The sequence below is a fragment of the Coprococcus sp. AM14-16 genome (assembly GCF_003434675.1).
GTDB lineage: Bacteria > Bacillota > Clostridia > Lachnospirales > Lachnospiraceae > Coprococcus > Coprococcus aceti.
Genome location: NZ_QTLL01000001.1, coordinates 134,631 through 151,524 on the forward strand (window position 1 = coordinate 134,631; position 16,894 = coordinate 151,524).

Genomic DNA, 16,894 nt, shown 5'->3' on the forward strand with positions numbered 1-16,894 from the left:
ATTGTGCATAAAGCGCATGGATACGAACCGGGATGATATCAGTAGTGATCATGACCTGGCAGGGGATATGGAATGAGCAGAGATAGTGATAAAAAAAAGAACAATAAAAAACACAGAGAAGAGATTAGAAATATAAGCAGCATAGAGAATGGTACTTCGAGAGCCTACAGGCAGAAGGTGCTTGTCAGACAGGCTGGAAAGCTCGTGGACGAGCTGGAGCGCGCAAGGCGTGAAGAACAGGAGACTCAGGCAGATGGAATCATCAGACAGAAGGTAGTCAAGAGAAAGAGCACCAGGATAGCGTACAGGGTGGTTGGCATAATATTTGTACTGGCAGGTATAGCACTTGTGTGGTGGGCTATGGGAGGTCACTACAGAATGATAAAGGCTGCTATTGCGATTGCGGCCATGGCATATGGATTTTATGTGGTCAAGGCTTCATTTAGAAAGTCTGCATATGATATGACATATCTGTTTGGTCAGGATGTTGTAACGATCATTCAGAAGAGAGGCAGTAAGGTGATACCGTATGAGACTATTACAGGGTATATCATGATAGAGCCTGATCCTGAATTGAAGTATTATATAATTAAGTTTGACAGAGGCAGGGAGAGTTACATAGTTCCATTTGCCGGAGCAAAAGGCAAATGTGAGGCGGTATACGATATCCTGAGAGAGAAGGTAAGAACTGATGAAGAATAAAATACTTGAAAAGCTGCAGAACAGTGATGGATATGTGTCAGGACAGGAGCTCTGTGAGCTGTTGGGGGTATCCAGAACAGCGGTGTGGAAGAACATACAGGCACTCAAGAATGAAGGTTATGTGATCGAGGGCGTGAACAACAAGGGATACAGATTGGTGAGTGAGCCTGATGTAATGTCTGAGGAGAAGATCTCAAAGTATCTTGAGACCAGAACATTTGCCAGAAAGCTTTACTATTATGATGAGACGGATTCAACGAACACCCGTGCCAAGATAGTCGGGGAAACTGACTGTGTTCACGGAGCTCTGTTCGTGGCAAATGAGCAGACTGCAGGAAAGGGACGAAGAGGCCACAGTTGGAATTCTGATAAGGGCACGACAATATCCATGTCGTATCTGCTCAAGCCGGACATAGATATTTCCTGTGTGTCAAGGATAACTCTGGTGTCGGCGGTGGCACTTGCCAGAGCGTTCAGCAAGGTGGATGGAGTAAAGCCTCAGATTAAATGGCCGAATGATGTGTTGTCTGATGGAAAAAAACTGGTCGGAATCCTCACAGAGATGAGTTCCGAGGGAACTGACATAAGCTATGTTGTTGTGGGAATAGGCATAAACGTGTATAACCGAAGCTTCCCTGAGGACATAGCAGACAAGGCCACATCAATACTGCTGGAAAATGGCAAGGGCTGTGACAGATCATGGTTCATTGCACAGGTGTCAAATGAATTTGAAAAGCTATATGACGAATTTATAAAGAATAAGGACCTGGGATTCCTTGTTGATGAGTACAACAGTTATCTTGTGAACAGGGATAAGCAGGTGTATGTAATAGAGGGGGATAAAAAGACAGAGTACACGGCGCTTGGACTTTCAAAGGATGGCGGACTTCTGGTGAGGGATGCCGATGGCGAGGTTCACGATATAATATCCGGGGAAGTATCCGTGAGAGGAATATATGGATATGTGTAAGGCTGAAAAAAATAGCTGATCAAGAATATGGTTATAGGGCTTAAGAAAATTAATAATTGGTATGTATAATTCAAAAAAACTAGAAATATAGCCCCTTATAGTTTATAATCGGCAGTGAGTATATAACAAAACTTAGAAAACACAAAGATGGAGGACATAAAACATGGAAAAGATTCAGATGACCACACCACTTGTAGAGATGGATGGAGATGAGATGACCAGAATTCTCTGGCAGTATATAAAGGATGAGCTTATTTATCCATTTATCGATCTCAAGTCAGAGTACTATGACCTTGGACTTGTACATAGAAATGAGACAGATGACAAGGTAACATTTGACTCAGCATACGCAACACAGAAGTATGGCGTAGCTGTAAAGTGTGCTACTATCACACCTAATGCGGCAAGAGTTAAGGAGTACAATCTCAAGGAGATGTGGAAGAGCCCTAACGGAACCATCAGAGCGATCCTTGATGGTACAGTGTTCAGAGCACCTATCGTAGTAAAGGGAATCGAGCCATGTGTTAAGAACTGGAAGAAGCCTATCACCATCGCAAGACATGCATATGGTGATGTATACAAGAGCGTAGAGATCGATGTTCCAGGTCCTGGAACTGCAGAGCTTGTATTCACAGGCGATGACGGACAGGTTATAAAGGAGACTATACATAAGTTTGATGGCCCTGGTGTTCTTCAGGGACAGCACAACGTGGACAAGTCTATTGAGAGCTTTGCAAGAAGCTGTTTCAAGTATGCGCTTGATACCAAGCAGACATTGTGGTTTGCCACAAAGGATACCATATCAAAGAAGTATGACCATACATTCAAGGATATCTTCCAGGAGATATTCGATGCAGAGTATAAGGAGCAGTTCGATGCAGCAGGTATTGAGTACTTCTACACACTTATAGATGATGCGGTTGCCCGTGTTATGAAGAGTGAAGGCGGTTACATCTGGGCATGTAAGAATTATGATGGAGATGTAATGAGTGATATGATCTCATCAGCATTTGGTTCACTTGCCATGATGACATCAGTTCTCGTATCCCCTGATGGAAAGTATGAGTACGAGGCAGCACACGGAACAGTTATGAGACATTACTACAAGCACCTTGCCGGTGAGGAGACATCAACCAACTCAGTTGCAACTATCTTCGCATGGTCAGGAGCACTCAGAAAGCGTGGAGAGCTTGATGGAATCCAGGCGCTTCAGGATTTTGCAGACAAGCTCGAGGCTGCAACCATCAAGACTATAGAAGATGGCAAGATGACAAAGGATCTGGCTCTCATCACAACTCTTGAGAACCCAACAGTCCTCAACAGTGAGAACTTTATCAAGGCTATCAGAGAGACACTTGAGGGTATGCTCTAAGAATGAAATTGTGTAACGGGCTGATTACAGACGTTGCTTTTAACGGGATATCACCTTTATTCATACAAATGGATAAAGGTGATATTTTTATGCCATTGTGTAAAATGTGGCATTGGGTTAAAATAGCTTATATAGCATGCCTATAGCAGCATGCATATAGTAGTTTGTCTATCTGAGTGTAGCGTATAAGATAATGAGGAGTTGCATTTATGAGAATTGAGCATGTTGCGATGTATGTGAATGATCTTAAAGCTGCGAAGAATTTTTTTGAGAAATATCTGGGAGCATCAGCAAATGAGGGATATCATAATAAAACGACGGACTTCCGTTCATATTTTCTCACATTTGATGATGGCGCAAGGCTTGAGATAATGAACAGGCCGGGAATGGATGATCCTGAAAAGACACTTAACAGAACCGGATTGATACATATAGCGTTCAGTGTGGGAAGCAAAGAAAAGGTGGATGAGCTGACAAGACAGCTTGCGGAGGATGGCTATGAGGTGATAAGCGGACCGAGGACGACAGGCGATGGCTATTATGAGAGCTGTGTGGTCTGCATAGAGGATAATCAGATAGAGATAACAGTATAGGAATGACAGAATAGGAGGTAAAAGACAATGGATAATCAGGTATTAGAGGTAATAAAAAAGAGAAGCTCAGCGAGAGCATACAGTGATGAAGAGGTTACGAAGGAACAGCTTGAGAAGGTCATCGAAGCTGGGCTTCAGGGACCTACAGGTATGAATAAGAAAGAGATACATTTTACAGTTGTTAAGGGTGATGCTCCAATTCTGGAAGAGCTTGATGCAGAGAAGCGTGCACTTCGCGGACAGGATAAGCAGCCTCACAATTTCTATTATGAGGCTCCGGTGCTCATATTCTTAAGCGCTGAGGATGACTTCAAGTGGAGCAAGGTGGATTCAGGAATTGCAGTTCAGAATATGGCTATAGCGGCAGAGAGCATGGGGCTCGGAAATCTGATAATCGGCTGCGTGTATGATGCACTTCACGGGGAGAAGAAAGCATATTTTGACAAGGCACTTGCAATACCGGAGGGATATTCATTTCAGATAGCTCTTGCCGTTGGACACAGGACTGACAACAAGACACCACATGATTACGATGCTGCTGTGCAGGTAAGTTATCTGTAGTATATACGGGGAGAATATTGTATATGGGAAAACTTGTGATGGGGTATTGGGACTGCCCTTATTGTAGTACGAAACATATAGAAGGAACGAAACGTGAGTGTCCGTCCTGCGGAAAGCCGAGGGGACAGGAAGTTAAGTTCTATATGGATGGAGTGAGGTATCTGTCTGAGGAGGAGAGCAGGACAAAGGGGAAAGGCGCCGACTGGTTATGCGATCACTGCGGCAATTACAATTCTGCCCTTAACACGCGGTGCAGCAGCTGCGGTGCTGAACGAGGTGCGAAGGATAAGGCGTATTTTGACGTCAGGAAAGAGCAGGACGCAAGGAATGCCAGAAATGCATCCGGTACAGGAATGGTTGCCGGCGTACAAAACGGAGGCCAGGGCAATCGAAAAGGTGGACATTCATTTAGAGCGTGGAAGATAGTGCTGATCGGCATGCTTGTGATAGCGGCTATAATTGGACTTGCGGCGATCGTAGCCATGCCAAAGAAGAGGACAGTCACAGTCAAGGATATGACATGGAAGACCAGTGTTGATGTGGAGAAATATCTCCTGTGTGATGAAGACGACTGGGAACTCCCCGAGGGTGCCACGCTAAAGACCACGAAACAAGAGGTGCACCATACTGAACAGGAATATGTTGGTGAGCGTGAGGAGACCTATGATTCATATGAGGTGATAGGTTCCCATGTGGAGTACAGCTATGAGGACAATGGAGATGGAACCTTCTCTGAAGTTGCAAATGATGTGGACGATTATGGATATGTGACGAGAACGAGGTCTGTTCCGGTGTATAGAGATAAGCCTATATACAAGACGAAGTATTATTATACAATATGGCGGTGGAAGTACGACAGGACGGAGACCGCCGAGGGCGGTGGAAAGACACCGGAATACCCAGATCCCCAGCTCACAGACAAGGAGAGGCTAGGGGGAAAATCAGTTGAATATGAAGTCACATGTGAAGTGAAGGATAAGGAAAAGACATATAAAGTTGAAAAGTCTATATATGACAAACTTGACATAGGCGAGACATATAAAGTCAAGGCTGACTCTGAGGAGATAGTGAGTATCATAGAGTAGAGACTTGAGAATGCGGAGGCGGGCAAAAGTGACAAAGTAGTCAAAGTCTGGTAAGGATATTCAGATATTGAGAGACCATTCTGACCTGCCTGGCTCATCCCCGGATGGATAAGACATAGTGAAAATTATGTCGAATCTGTTCGGGGATTTTTTTATTATAACGAATATGCAGCTCATAGCAGTTATATGCTGCAAAGCAGCTCTGCAACGGAGCTAATGGGGGACTTTGGTGTGATATGTTTTGACACACTGTATGCACAGACACATCTTCACAGTAACTTTATCACAAGGACACTCAGTGCAAATTCAAACTCGGGACTCAGAAATTCGTATGGAGTATATGAGGAATTTTACTTTGAAAATGCGGAACGGATGTGTGGCTGTGTGTCGGATGCAGGAACTGATATGCTTTATACAGGATCGGAAGTCAGGAGAGCAGATGGCGGTGAAATATATATCCGTATGAATGATGGCTCCGAGACAAAGCTTGGCAGTCCGGCAAATGTCAGAACCGATGCAAAGGCAAACGATAACAATAATTACTACAAATCCTACAACAGAATGTATTTTAATTTTTATGACAGCCCGGCAGCAGATGGACAATTTGGCGGAAGCATAACATTTGCGGGCAGGGGATTTGGAACAGTGATAGCTCCAGAGGCAGCGGTAAATCTCGGACACAACTGGGATGGTTGTGTGGTGAGTGAAGTATTCTCAAATGGCGGAGAGTTTCACAGAGTACCGGGAAATGATTTCCCGGATGAAGAGCCAACGACAATTGAAATAGGACATAGAGCTGGGCTACAGCTTGGTCGTGTTCAGGAGATAGTCAGGTTTAGCAGACGCTTCAACAGAAGTGATGATGAGATAATTTAAATAGAGTTACAGCACCGCCATGTATGCAGCGTTTTACATGGCGGTGTTTTGCGTAATACAGGTAAAAATGCCCATAGTCTTGCATAATATCCTGGAATGTGATATATTTTAGAGGAATTTTGTGGTACAAAATACCATGGCAGGAGAATGTGTTTACATTATTTGACACAGAATAATAAGAAGGCACATTCTTTATTTTTGCTCATTAAAGATAGGAGAACAAGAACATGACGATAACTGATGAGACAATTGATTATGTTGGAATCCTTGCTAAGCTTGAGCTCTCCCCTGAGGAGAAGGAGCAGGCAAAGAAGGATATGTCAGACATGCTTGATTATGTCAGCAAACTGAATGAACTTAATACAGATGGTGTGGAGGCTATGAGCCATACATTCCCATACAACAATGTGTTCCGTGAGGACGTTGTCGTAAATGGAGACGACAGAGAGAACATGCTGAAGAATGCACCTGAGCAGAAGGACGGATGCTACAAGGTGCCAAAGACATTTGACTAGGAGGTAGGCTGAAGTGAATTTAATGGGTATGACGGCTGTAGAGCTGGGAAAAGCTATTAAAGACGGACAGGTAAGCGTTGTTCAGGCGACACAGGCTTGTCTTGACAGCATAGAGGCTTGTGAGAAGGACTACAACAGTTTTGTCACAGTTGACCGTGAGGGAGCACTTGCCCAGGCGGAGAAAGTGCAGAAGAAGATAGATGCAGGAGAGCTTAGCGGTCCTCTTGCAGGAGTGCCGATAGCAATAAAGGACAATATGTGCCAGGAGGGTGTGCAGACAAGCTGTTCATCCAAGATTCTGTCAAATTTTGTTCCGACATATACTGCTGAGGCCGTTGTAAAGCTCAAGGAAGCAGGAGCGGTCATAGTAGGGCATACCAATATGGATGAGTTTGCGATGGGAAGCACAACGGAGACATCATATTTCGGCGAGACAAGAAATCCATGGGATACAGATAGAGTCCCAGGCGGTTCATCAGGTGGATCAGCGGCAGCAGTTGCCGGTGAGGAGGTACCATGCGCCCTCGGTTCAGATACCGGTGGATCTATCAGACAGCCGGCTTCATTCTGCGGTGTTACCGGAATCAAGCCAACCTATGGAAGAGTGTCAAGATACGGACTTATAGCATACGGTTCATCACTTGACCAGATCGGACCACTTGCGAAGAATGTTGAGGACTGTGCAACGATACTTGAGATCATATCACAGTATGACAAGAAGGACTCAACATCAGTGAACAGAGATGACAATGATTTCACAAGTGCACTTGTGGATGATGTGAAGGGGCTTAAGATCGGACTTCCGAGAGATTATTTCACAGAGGGACTTGAGCCTGAGATAAAGGAAGCTATATATGGTGTTGCTGAGGCGCTCAAGGCAAAGGGTGCAATAGTTGAGGAGTTTGATCTCGGTATGGTTGAGTATGCTATCCCTGCGTACTATATTATAGCATCAGCAGAGGCAAGCTCTAATCTTGAGAGATTTGACGGAGTAAAGTATGGATACAGAACATCAGAGTATACAGATCTCCACAACATGTACAAGAAGAGCCGTTCGGAGGGATTTGGCCCTGAGGTAAAGAGAAGAATCATGCTCGGTTCATTTGTACTGAGCTCAGGTTACTATGATGCGTATTACGTAAAGGCTCTCAAGGCAAAGGCTCTCATCAAACAGGCGTATGACAAGGCGTTTGAGAAGTATGATATCATCCTCGGACCTGTTGCTCCAACAACAGCACTTAAGATGGGAGAGTCACTCTCAGATCCTATCAAGATGTATCTGGGCGATGTGTACACTGTCCCTGTAAATCTTGCAGGACTTCCGGGAATATCACTTCCATGTGGAACTGACAAGAATGGAATGCCTATAGGTGTGCAGATGGTTGGAGACGCATTTGACGAAAAGACCATTATCAGGGCAGCGTATGCATTTGAGCAGACTAGAGAGTACAAGAGACCTGCACAGGTTTCAGAAAGGGGGCTGTAAGAGATGGCAAAGACATATGAGACAGTCATCGGACTTGAGGTCCATGTAGAGCTTGCGACTAAGACGAAGATATTCTGCGGCTGCAGCACAGCATTTGGAGGAGCTCCGAATACACATACGTGTCCTGTATGTACAGGAATGCCGGGCTCACTTCCGGTACTTAACAAAGAGGTTGTGAATAAAGCGATTGCGGTTGGTCTTGCAACAAACTGCACTATCACACAGAATTGCAAGTTTGACCGAAAGAACTATTTCTATCCGGACAACCCACAGAACTACCAGATATCACAGCTCTACTATCCAATATGCAGGGATGGTAAGGTTGAGATAGAGGTTGACGGAGTTAAGAAATATGTGAGGATCCATGAGATACATATGGAGGAGGATGCAGGTAAGCTTGTCCATGATCCATATACAGACAGCTCACTTGTGGATTTCAACCGTTCAGGTGTGCCTCTTATAGAGATAGTATCTGAGCCTGACATGAGATCTGCGGAGGATGTAATAGCATATCTTGAAAAGCTCAGGGAGACGATACAGTATCTCGGAGCTTCAGACTGTAAGCTGAATGAGGGATCCATGCGTGCTGATGTCAATCTTTCGATCAGAGAGGTTGGCTCAGAGGAGTTTGGCACACGTACAGAGACCAAGAACCTGAACTCATTCAAGGCCATTGCCAGAGCCATAGAGAATGAGAGAGAGAGACAGATCGACCTCATCGAGTCTGGTGAAAATGTTGTCCAGGAGACAAGAAGATGGGATGATACTAAGGAGTATTCATATCCTATGAGATCCAAGGAGGATGCGCAGGATTACAGATATTTCCCTGATCCTGACCTTGTACCTATCCACATCAGCGATGAGTGGCTCCAGCAGGTAAGGGATGCACAGCCTGAGTTCAGAGACGAGAAGAAGATAAGATACAAAGAGGAATATGCGATTCCTGACTATGATATAGACATCATCACGGCCTCCAAGAAGCTGGCAGATCTGTTTGAGGATGCCATCGCACTTGGAGCACCTGCAAAGAAGGTTTCCAACTGGATCATGGGAGAGACCATGAGACTGATGAAGGAAAATGGCGTTGATGCAGAGGATTTGAAGTTCTCGGCAGAGAATCTTGCAAAGCTCATCAAGCTTGTTGATGACAGAGTTATCAATGGCGGTGTTGCAAAGGAAGTATTTGAAAAGATATTTGCAGACAATATTGATCCTGAGAAGTATGTCAAGGATAACGGACTTGCAACTGTTCAGGATGACGATGCACTTAAGGAGGCATGCCAGGCAGCCATAGATAACAATCCAAAGGCTGTTGATGATTACAGAGGCGGCAAGGAGAAGGCTCTCGGAGCACTTGTCGGACAGGTTATGAAAGCTATGAAGGGTAAAGCAGATCCTGGATCTGTCAACAAGATGCTTAGGGAGATGCTGTAAATATGGAAGAAAACAGAAGAGTTAGAAAGAGGGACAGATACAAACGTCTCATAACAGTGGGCGAGGCCTGTGTACTCATCGCCGTGGAGCTGGTGCTGTTTGGACTCATGTGGTACCGGGACTATGAGGTAACGCTTACGCTTCCGTTCTGGAGAAGAGGAAACTGGGCGGTTATCGGAATGTATGGAATCATCATCATACTTTTCACCAAGCTATATGGTGGTTACAGAGTCGGATTCTTCAGACTGCTTGATATAGTATATTCACAGCTGTTGGCACTTGTGTGTGCAAATGTGGTTGGTTATTTACAGCTTTGTATAATCTGTCGTGACTACGTAAATCCTGGACCTTTGCTCGAGGTTACCGTACTTGAGGCAATAGTCATCCTGATTTGGATATTTGCCTGCAGATTTCTTTATGCGAAAATGTATCCGCCAAGGCATCTGCTGTTGGTATATGGATATAAGACTCCGATGGAGTTTATAGACAAGATCAATGCCCGTAAGGATAAGTATGTAATAGAAGACAGGATACATGTAAGTGAGGGCGAGCAGGCAATTAAGGAGAAGATACTCCAGTACGATGGAGTAATCATCTGTGAGACAAAGGCCTATATCAGAAATGAGCTTGTGAAGTATTGTTTCGAACATTCCATAAGATCATATGTTGTGCCAAAACTTTCCGATATAATCATACTCGGCGCAGAACCGATACATTTGTTTGATACACCTATCCTGTTGTCAAGAAACCAGGGGCTTACAGGAGATGACATGATCATCAAAAGGATCATGGATCTTGTGTGTGGATTTATATTGCTTGTCATAGCATCGCCATTTATGCTCATATCAGCACTTTCTATATGGCTTTATGACAGAGGACCGGTTTTCTACCAGCAGGACAGACTGACGCTTAATGGTAAGGTGTTCAAGATCATAAAGTTCAGAAGTATGAAGATGGATTCAGAGGCCGGTGGTGCACAGCTTGCCAAGAAGGATGACGACAGGATCACTCCTGTTGGTAAGGTGCTCAGAAAGCTGCATCTTGATGAACTGCCACAGCTTTTCAACGTACTCAAGGGTGATATGTCACTTGTCGGACCGAGACCTGAGAGACCGGAGATCGCCGAGCTTTATAAAAAGACATTCCCTGAGTTTGACTACAGACTCAAGATGAAGGCCGGACTTACGGGATATGCACAGGTTTACGGCAAATACAACACAACCCCTAGAGATAAGGTTAAGCTGGATCTTACCTATTATGAGCAGTATTCAATATGGCTTGATCTCAAGCTGATGCTCCTGACGGTAAAGATCATGTTCCAGAAGGAGACATCAGAGGGAATCGCATCAAATATGACCACGGCACTCAGGGATGGCGAGAAGGTACAGATACCTTCACCTGTAAATATGAAGCCGGAAGGGCTTGATGAGTCTGAGGATGCATTCTATGACCTCGGAAAGAATGTGCAGAAAACAGATAAATAATAAGCGATATATATCGATGTAGGTGTGTGTGATGACTGGAGAAAAAGTATCGGTGATAATTCCGGCGTATAACAGCAGCAGAACCATTTATTCTGCGGTGGATTCAGTTATGAAGCAGGGGATTCCTGTGGAGGTCATAATAGTTGATGACTGTTCGACGGATGATCTGACAGGAGCACTTGATGGATACGCGGAAGATGACCGTGTGAATATCATCAGAAATGAAAAAAATATGGGAGTTGCAGTTTCGCGTAACCGCGGGGTTGCGGCTGCAACTTGCAGATACGTTGCATTTATAGATTCGGATGATCAGTGGCAGCCTGATAAACTGGCTAAACAGTTGAAACTTATGGAGCAGACAGGTGCGGTTCTGTGTTCTACGGCCAGGGAGCTTGTGAACGAAGACGGATCCAGAACGGGAAAAGTGATCGGAGTTCCTGAAAAGGTCACCTATAAGATGCTGCTCAGAGGAAATGTGATCAATTGTTCATCGGTTGTGATGGACAGACAGGTTGCACTCAGATATCCGATGGGCAACGACGATATCCATGAGGATTATATTTGCTGGCTGCAGATACTGAAGGAATACGGAAGCTCGGTTGCGATAAATGAGCCGTTGCTATTATACAGGCAGATGAGAAACAGTAAGTCTGGTTCAAAACTGTCGTCTGCAAAAAAGACATTTGCCGTATACAGAAAAGTTGGATATGGAGTTACAAGAAGCTGCTTTTACTTCATGTGTTATGCGGTAAATGGTGTTGTAAAATATCTGTTCGGATAGGAATAAATTATATGGCGGAGAAAAGAAATGACGGATGACAATAAGAAGAGAGGCCCGGGAAGGCCGACGGAAAAGAGAAAAGATACGATCCTGAGACTTAGGATAGATACAGATACTCATCGGAAGCTCAGTGAATGTGCGGCGGTGCGACAGGTATCTATGTCAGAGCTTGTCAGGGAAGCGATAGATGAGATATTCCGAAGAGAAAAAGAAAAACAGCAGAAGAATGAGGCAGAATAAAAATAACAGGTCGATGGCATATACCATCGACCTGTTATTTTGTTATATATTCATGGATTAAAGTGTGTAGCCGTTCTTTTTGAGGAGCTCTCTGGCTGAGTCTATAGAATCATTTCCTGTAGCATTCTTTATAGGAGCAAATTCCTTCTCTCTGTCGACCTCAAATGGAAGACATGTTCCCATATAAGCGATCATATCGAGAGCCAGTGTCTCAAATTTGTAGCCGTTTGGCTCTGATGGCTTGACGATCTCTCCATCCTCACCGACATAAGGGATAGCCTTCTTGACGATGTGGAGAGGCATACTTTCATTCATGATCTTCATCAGTCTGTCAACCGGGAAGATATAGTTTAATGTAACTCCATAGTTGTAAGCGTAATCGCCGTTGGCATCGCGCTCATCACGCATGGCATCTGTGAGTTCATAATACTCGACGATATATGGCTTTCCGTGGTTAGTACACAGGACACCAACCTTCTCGTCAGGGTATGCTTTTTTGACAACCTTTCCGCCGGAGAGGAAGCCCTCTGTGAGAACTGCTCCGAGGAATACTGGGTCTGCAATTCTCTGAAGTACATTGTCAACTGAGAATACATTTATATACTTGATTCCGTATTTCGTGAGCTTGTCGAGGTGGCCGGCCTTGCAGAGGGATGAGAACCATCCACCGTTGCCGTTAGGAGACATGGCAACCTTTCCCTTCTCCTCGAGATATATCTTGCCGTTGAAGTCCACTGAAGGAACCATTTCCTGTTTAAAGAAATGAACATATTCAGGATTGTAACCGAAGTAGTCATGCTCTTTGAAGAATGATGTTGTGTCATCGTGGTTCTTCTCATTGGTCATGATGAAGAAATGGATCCAGGTATCTGCCATCTTCACAATATCGAGGGTGTGCTCGATGAGAAGCTGGAATATAAACATATCCTTGGTGACACCGACGTTGAAGGTTCCCTTAGGACCGGAGAATCCAAGACGGGTGCCCTGACCACCTGCCAGGAGGACCAGTGCCAGATCGCCAGCTTTGATGGCTTCAAGGCCTGCGTTCTTGTATATATCATATTTTTCTGCAATGCTGTCCATCTGGAGAGCTGCAACGGGAGCGATATCAGAATCACTTCCTGATGAATTGTGTCCGATCATATCGATAAGTGAGAAATCAATTTCACTGATCTGGTTCAGGAGTGTTGCCTGTTCAGCCTCGCTGAGAGTATCATAATACTTTAATAAGTGTAGCTGTCCTTTTTCTTCGAGAAGCTTGTAAGCGTTTTCGTAATTCATAAAAATCTCCTTAATAAATGTGTAGTTTGTATTTATTTTCTCTATCCGTGTATAATTCCTAAATTAATGATATTTCTTCTTGATCTCAATAGTGTCTGTGAATACCTTCCAAATGTCCTTGATCTTGATCCTTCTTCCATCTGCTGCATCATCCCTGCTGTAATTCAGGACGATAGGAGCTTCGGATATCGAATATCCCTGTCTGTGTGCAGCCACAAGGATTTCAATATCAAAGGCATAGCCCGATATGGAAAGGTTCTCGGCAATCGGCTTTATGACTTCTGCTTTGAAAAGCTTTATACCGGTCTGGGTGTCATGGATACCAAGATGAAACAGCATTTTGAGTATAATATAATAGCTGTAGCTCATGACTTTTCTAATAGGAGGATAATCAAGCTTGGATTCAGGGTGAAGCTTTGATCCTATGACTATGTCAGAACCGGTGTCCCTCATCTGCTTCATAAATGGCTTGAGAAGAGATGGACTCAGTTCAAGGTCTGAATCAAGGAATGCTATATATTTGCCGGAAGCTTTGGCAATTCCGGTTGTGATAGCATGTCCCTTTCCCTGATTGACATCATATCCTGTATCTACAATATGAGAATCCATTTCGGCTGCCTCGGCAATAAGTTTGCCTGTGGAGTCCTTGCTGCCGTCATTCACAGCGATTATTTCATAACGATGAAGAAAACGGCTGAGTATTCGGCTAGTCTCAAGAAGATTATCTTTGATGTGCTGTTCTTCATTGTAGGCGGGCATAACCACCGACAAAGTAATATTGTTATTATCCATTTCCTGCTCCTTAAAAAATAAGCATTGATATTTAGACATTATTAATACGAGTATACTTTTTTATACATCATGTGTCAAATAAAATAGTGTTAATATGAAGGTGTTTATACTAATTAAGATATAATACATGTTGTAAAAGGAAAAAATATAATGTATTATAAAGCGAGGTAACGACATTTTTAGATATTTGAAAAAGGAGTTCCAATGGATAATAAGAAGAAAAATGGAATGAGATCCAGGTACGATGAGGACATGGATTGGCTGGATGACGATGATGATTATCTTGATGATGGTGGATTGATAGGATCATTGTTGTTCGGGGATAAAAAGAAGAAAGAAAAAAGACGTGATCCTGAGCCGGAGAGAAAGGCTGATAAGAGACCGGAAAAGAAGCCGGAGAAGAAGCCGGAGAAGAAGCCGGAGAAGAAGCCTCAGAAGAATATTTCCAGACCTGTGAAGCCGGAAGAGGATTATGACGAGTATTATCACGAGGACAGCAGGGCAAGAAGAGTGAAGAGTGAGGCCCGGGCAAAGCAGAGACAGACCGGACAGCCTGTAGCAGACAGAGCTGTGGACAGAGGTCCGGTGAAGAGGACACAGGGCACTGTACCGAGGACACAGAGCAATCAGAGTACCGTGCAGAGACCTTCAAAAGCTGCCCAGAGACCACGCAGGAGTATACAGAGCACAGGAAGCTCATCTGTGGACAATCTGCTCAGAGAAGTTGACAATATTGAGACAGATGTGCAGACAAGACATGAGGAGCTTAGACGTGAGGCGTGGGAACGCACCCAGAGAAATGTTGCAAAGGCAAAGGCTGAGGTTGAGAGGCTGGAGTTCGAGAGAGAGCAGAATGCCCGCGAAGAGGCAAGAAAGCTTAAGGTTCAGCAGGAGCTTGAGCGCCGCCAGCAGATGAAAGAAGCTGAGAAAAAGGAAGAGCCTGTTGAGGAAGATAACAAGATCACTGAGCCGCAGGAGAGTGATGCGGAAGTTGTAGAAACTGCCACACAGCCAGTAGAAGAGCATGAACAGAAGACTGAGCCGGCAGATATTCTGGAGAAGAATACGGAGCCTGTCCTTGACGATGAGGTCGAGGAAGCTGCAGAGGCAGAGCCTGTTGAAGAGGCTTCGACAGTATCATCCCGAAGAACAGATGACATGCTGGACATGGATGAGCTTGAGCGTATAGAGAATGATATTGATGAGGATAAGCTCAGTTATTCGGAATCAGATACGGCTGATCTGGGACTTGGAGACATAGGCAAAGCATTGGGCTTCGATGAAGTGGAGCTTGAGGATGATGAGGAAGAGTCTGAGGAGGACGAGGAGTCAGACAGCGAAAAGTTCTTCAGGGAGAATCTTCTCGATGAGGCTGATCCAAAGGTTGTCAATCCGGAGAGAAAGAAGCTTAACATCAGTACAAGAGTGTGGGCGATAGCGTTCTTTGTCCTGCTTGCACTGTTTATACTCATATGTATAATATATGTCAAGAATTATGCCAGAATGAAGTACAATGAGATGGATATCAATGAGATAAGTGCAGATCAGATACTTGTCAATGACGGTGTCAAGGATGCGACCAAGGGATATCGTGCCATTGCACTCTACGGAGTGGATTCCAGAGATTCGAATATGAATTCAGGAACTAACAGTGACAGTATAATGATAGTGAGCATCAATGAGAGCACCAAGGAGATCAAGCTTGTATCTGTATACAGAGATACTCTGATGGAGATAGCAAGCGGTTCCATGGATACCACACAGAAGGTGAATTACGCATACCAGCTCGGCGGTGCGGTTACAGCTATCAACACACTGAATACCAATCTCGACCTGAATATCACAGATTATGTGGCAGTTGATTTCAGTGCAATGGCAAGTATAATCGATGCTGTTGGAGGCGTTGATGTCAAGGTCGTTGATGAAGAGGTGAACAACTTCAATAAGAACCTTGCAGAGCAGATAAGCCTGTCAGGCAAATATTCATCAGGAATAACTGAGGCAGGAGAGTATACTCTTGATGGACAGCAGGCAGTTGCATATTCAAGAATACGATCCACTGGCCAGGGAGATATAACAAGAACCGAGAGACAGAGAATAGTCCTCATGAAGGTTATAGACAAGCTGCTCAGTGCAGACACAGGTTCACTTGATTCATTTGTTGATGTTTCATTTAAATGTATATCAACAAGTCTTAACAAGGACGATATACATGCTCTTGTCAAGGATGTGGCTGGATATAAGGTTGTAGATACCGCAGGATTCCCATTTGCATATGAGGCAAAGGAACTCTCGGACAAGGGTAACTGCCTTGTGGCTGCTGATATGGCATCCAATGTGGAGGCATTACATGAATATCTGTATGGTGCTGACAAATACGTCATATCAGGCACAGTAAAGCAGATAAGCAGCAATATAGAGAGCATATCAGGTGTTAAGGCACAGAAGGTCAAGGTGACGACGGAGGCTCCGGGTGATGGAATATCAGATGGAAGCGACGAGGATGGAGATCTTAGGACGATAACAACTCCTCCAAAGGGAATGATCGTCGAGGAATAAAAAACTAAACATAATAATTAAGCAAGGAAGCTTCAGATATGGGGCTTCCTTTTTTTATGCATCGGGGACATTGAGATATGAGACATCCGATGCTTAAAGAAAGGCTACAACATAAAGAATTGTATATACATTACAGAGCATTGTTTTTTAATCGAAAACTGTC

Annotated in this window: 16 protein-coding genes; 14 read left to right on the forward strand and 2 right to left on the reverse strand. The window is 44.2% G+C overall.

All coding sequences use genetic code 11. The annotated features are described in order from the left end of the window. Window positions 1–72 precede the first annotated feature (72 nt). The 13 genes from DW159_RS00700 (at window position 73) to DW159_RS00760 (ending at window position 12,099) form a co-directional block, all read left to right on the forward strand. On the forward strand, window positions 73–702 hold the full coding sequence (locus DW159_RS00700) for a hypothetical protein (RefSeq protein WP_055143903.1): 630 nt from the start codon (window positions 73–75) through the stop codon (window positions 700–702). Continuing rightward, entirely contained in the window at window positions 692–1,672 is a 981-nt protein-coding gene (locus DW159_RS00705; RefSeq protein WP_055143905.1) for a biotin--[acetyl-CoA-carboxylase] ligase, read from the forward strand. Before DW159_RS00700 ends, DW159_RS00705 begins: the two co-directional genes overlap by 11 nt. A gap of 163 nt (window positions 1,673–1,835) precedes the next feature. Then, window positions 1,836–3,044 carry an NADP-dependent isocitrate dehydrogenase gene (locus tag DW159_RS00710; RefSeq protein WP_015533231.1) on the forward strand — a complete coding sequence of 403 codons (1,209 nt, stop codon included), beginning with the start codon at window positions 1,836–1,838 and terminating at the stop codon, window positions 3,042–3,044. Window positions 3,045–3,253: 209 nt separating this feature from the next. Continuing rightward, window positions 3,254–3,637, forward strand: a complete 384-nt coding sequence (locus DW159_RS00715; RefSeq protein ID WP_117548604.1) for a VOC family protein — start codon at window positions 3,254–3,256, stop codon at window positions 3,635–3,637. Between the two features lie 27 nt (window positions 3,638–3,664). Further along, window positions 3,665–4,198: a nitroreductase family protein gene (locus DW159_RS00720; protein ID WP_117548605.1), complete on the forward strand. Its 534-nt coding sequence runs from the start codon at window positions 3,665–3,667 to the stop codon at window positions 4,196–4,198. A gap of 23 nt (window positions 4,199–4,221) precedes the next feature. Beyond that, window positions 4,222–5,283 carry a zinc finger Ran-binding domain-containing protein gene (locus DW159_RS00725; RefSeq protein WP_117548606.1) on the forward strand — a complete coding sequence of 354 codons (1,062 nt, stop codon included), beginning with the start codon at window positions 4,222–4,224 and terminating at the stop codon, window positions 5,281–5,283. A 231-nt stretch (window positions 5,284–5,514) separates the two neighbouring features. After that, entirely contained in the window at window positions 5,515–6,159 is a 645-nt protein-coding gene (locus DW159_RS00730; protein ID WP_242992586.1) for a collagen-binding domain-containing protein, read from the forward strand. 227 nt (window positions 6,160–6,386) lie between these two features. Continuing rightward, window positions 6,387–6,674 carry an Asp-tRNA(Asn)/Glu-tRNA(Gln) amidotransferase subunit GatC gene (gene gatC / locus DW159_RS00735; protein ID WP_015533226.1) on the forward strand — a complete coding sequence of 96 codons (288 nt, stop codon included), beginning with the start codon at window positions 6,387–6,389 and terminating at the stop codon, window positions 6,672–6,674. A 22-nt stretch (window positions 6,675–6,696) separates the two neighbouring features. Next, a complete protein-coding gene (gatA, locus tag DW159_RS00740; RefSeq protein ID WP_187115853.1) occupies window positions 6,697–8,160 on the forward strand; it encodes an Asp-tRNA(Asn)/Glu-tRNA(Gln) amidotransferase subunit GatA in 1,464 nt (487 codons plus the stop codon). Window positions 8,161–8,163: 3 nt separating this feature from the next. After that, window positions 8,164–9,594 (forward strand): Asp-tRNA(Asn)/Glu-tRNA(Gln) amidotransferase subunit GatB, encoded by a 1,431-nt coding sequence (gene gatB / locus DW159_RS00745; RefSeq protein WP_117548608.1) that lies wholly within the window; start codon window positions 8,164–8,166, stop codon window positions 9,592–9,594. A 2-nt stretch (window positions 9,595–9,596) separates the two neighbouring features. Beyond that, entirely contained in the window at window positions 9,597–11,078 is a 1,482-nt protein-coding gene (locus DW159_RS00750; RefSeq protein WP_117548609.1) for a sugar transferase, read from the forward strand. Between the two features lie 31 nt (window positions 11,079–11,109). Continuing rightward, window positions 11,110–11,859 (forward strand): glycosyltransferase family 2 protein, encoded by a 750-nt coding sequence (locus DW159_RS00755; protein WP_117548610.1) that lies wholly within the window; start codon window positions 11,110–11,112, stop codon window positions 11,857–11,859. A gap of 27 nt (window positions 11,860–11,886) precedes the next feature. Then, window positions 11,887–12,099, forward strand: a complete 213-nt coding sequence (locus tag DW159_RS00760; RefSeq protein ID WP_055273599.1) for a toxin-antitoxin system HicB family antitoxin — start codon at window positions 11,887–11,889, stop codon at window positions 12,097–12,099. 57 nt (window positions 12,100–12,156) lie between these two features. Here DW159_RS00760 and DW159_RS00765 read toward each other — a convergent pair whose 3' ends face one another. Continuing rightward, a complete protein-coding gene (locus DW159_RS00765; protein WP_022217154.1) occupies window positions 12,157–13,380 on the reverse strand; it encodes a UDPGP type 1 family protein in 1,224 nt (407 codons plus the stop codon). A 63-nt stretch (window positions 13,381–13,443) separates the two neighbouring features. After that, window positions 13,444–14,172, reverse strand: a complete 729-nt coding sequence (locus DW159_RS00770; RefSeq protein WP_117548611.1) for a glycosyltransferase — start codon at window positions 14,170–14,172, stop codon at window positions 13,444–13,446. A 204-nt stretch (window positions 14,173–14,376) separates the two neighbouring features. Between DW159_RS00770 and DW159_RS00775 the strand changes: the two genes are divergently transcribed. After that, window positions 14,377–16,731, forward strand: coding sequence for an LCP family glycopolymer transferase (locus tag DW159_RS00775; RefSeq protein ID WP_117548612.1), 2,355 nt, complete (start codon window positions 14,377–14,379; stop codon window positions 16,729–16,731). Window positions 16,732–16,894 lie beyond the last annotated feature (163 nt).

Coding starts and splice junctions, on each gene's coding strand:
- DW159_RS00700 (WP_055143903.1), top strand. CDS start 73: ATGAGCAGAGATAGTGATAAAAAAAAGAACAATAAAAAACACAGAGAA.
- DW159_RS00705 (WP_055143905.1), top strand. CDS start 692: ATGAAGAATAAAATACTTGAAAAGCTGCAGAACAGTGATGGATATGTG.
- DW159_RS00710 (WP_015533231.1), top strand. CDS start 1,836: ATGGAAAAGATTCAGATGACCACACCACTTGTAGAGATGGATGGAGAT.
- DW159_RS00715 (WP_117548604.1), top strand. CDS start 3,254: ATGAGAATTGAGCATGTTGCGATGTATGTGAATGATCTTAAAGCTGCG.
- DW159_RS00720 (WP_117548605.1), top strand. CDS start 3,665: ATGGATAATCAGGTATTAGAGGTAATAAAAAAGAGAAGCTCAGCGAGA.
- DW159_RS00725 (WP_117548606.1), top strand. CDS start 4,222: ATGGGAAAACTTGTGATGGGGTATTGGGACTGCCCTTATTGTAGTACG.
- gatC (WP_015533226.1), top strand. CDS start 6,387: ATGACGATAACTGATGAGACAATTGATTATGTTGGAATCCTTGCTAAG.
- gatA (WP_187115853.1), top strand. CDS start 6,697: ATGGGTATGACGGCTGTAGAGCTGGGAAAAGCTATTAAAGACGGACAG.
- gatB (WP_117548608.1), top strand. CDS start 8,164: ATGGCAAAGACATATGAGACAGTCATCGGACTTGAGGTCCATGTAGAG.
- DW159_RS00750 (WP_117548609.1), top strand. CDS start 9,597: ATGGAAGAAAACAGAAGAGTTAGAAAGAGGGACAGATACAAACGTCTC.
- DW159_RS00755 (WP_117548610.1), top strand. CDS start 11,110: ATGACTGGAGAAAAAGTATCGGTGATAATTCCGGCGTATAACAGCAGC.
- DW159_RS00760 (WP_055273599.1), top strand. CDS start 11,887: ATGACGGATGACAATAAGAAGAGAGGCCCGGGAAGGCCGACGGAAAAG.
- DW159_RS00765 (WP_022217154.1), bottom strand. CDS start 13,380: ATGAATTACGAAAACGCTTACAAGCTTCTCGAAGAAAAAGGACAGCTA.
- DW159_RS00770 (WP_117548611.1), bottom strand. CDS start 14,172: ATGGATAATAACAATATTACTTTGTCGGTGGTTATGCCCGCCTACAAT.
- DW159_RS00775 (WP_117548612.1), top strand. CDS start 14,377: ATGGATAATAAGAAGAAAAATGGAATGAGATCCAGGTACGATGAGGAC.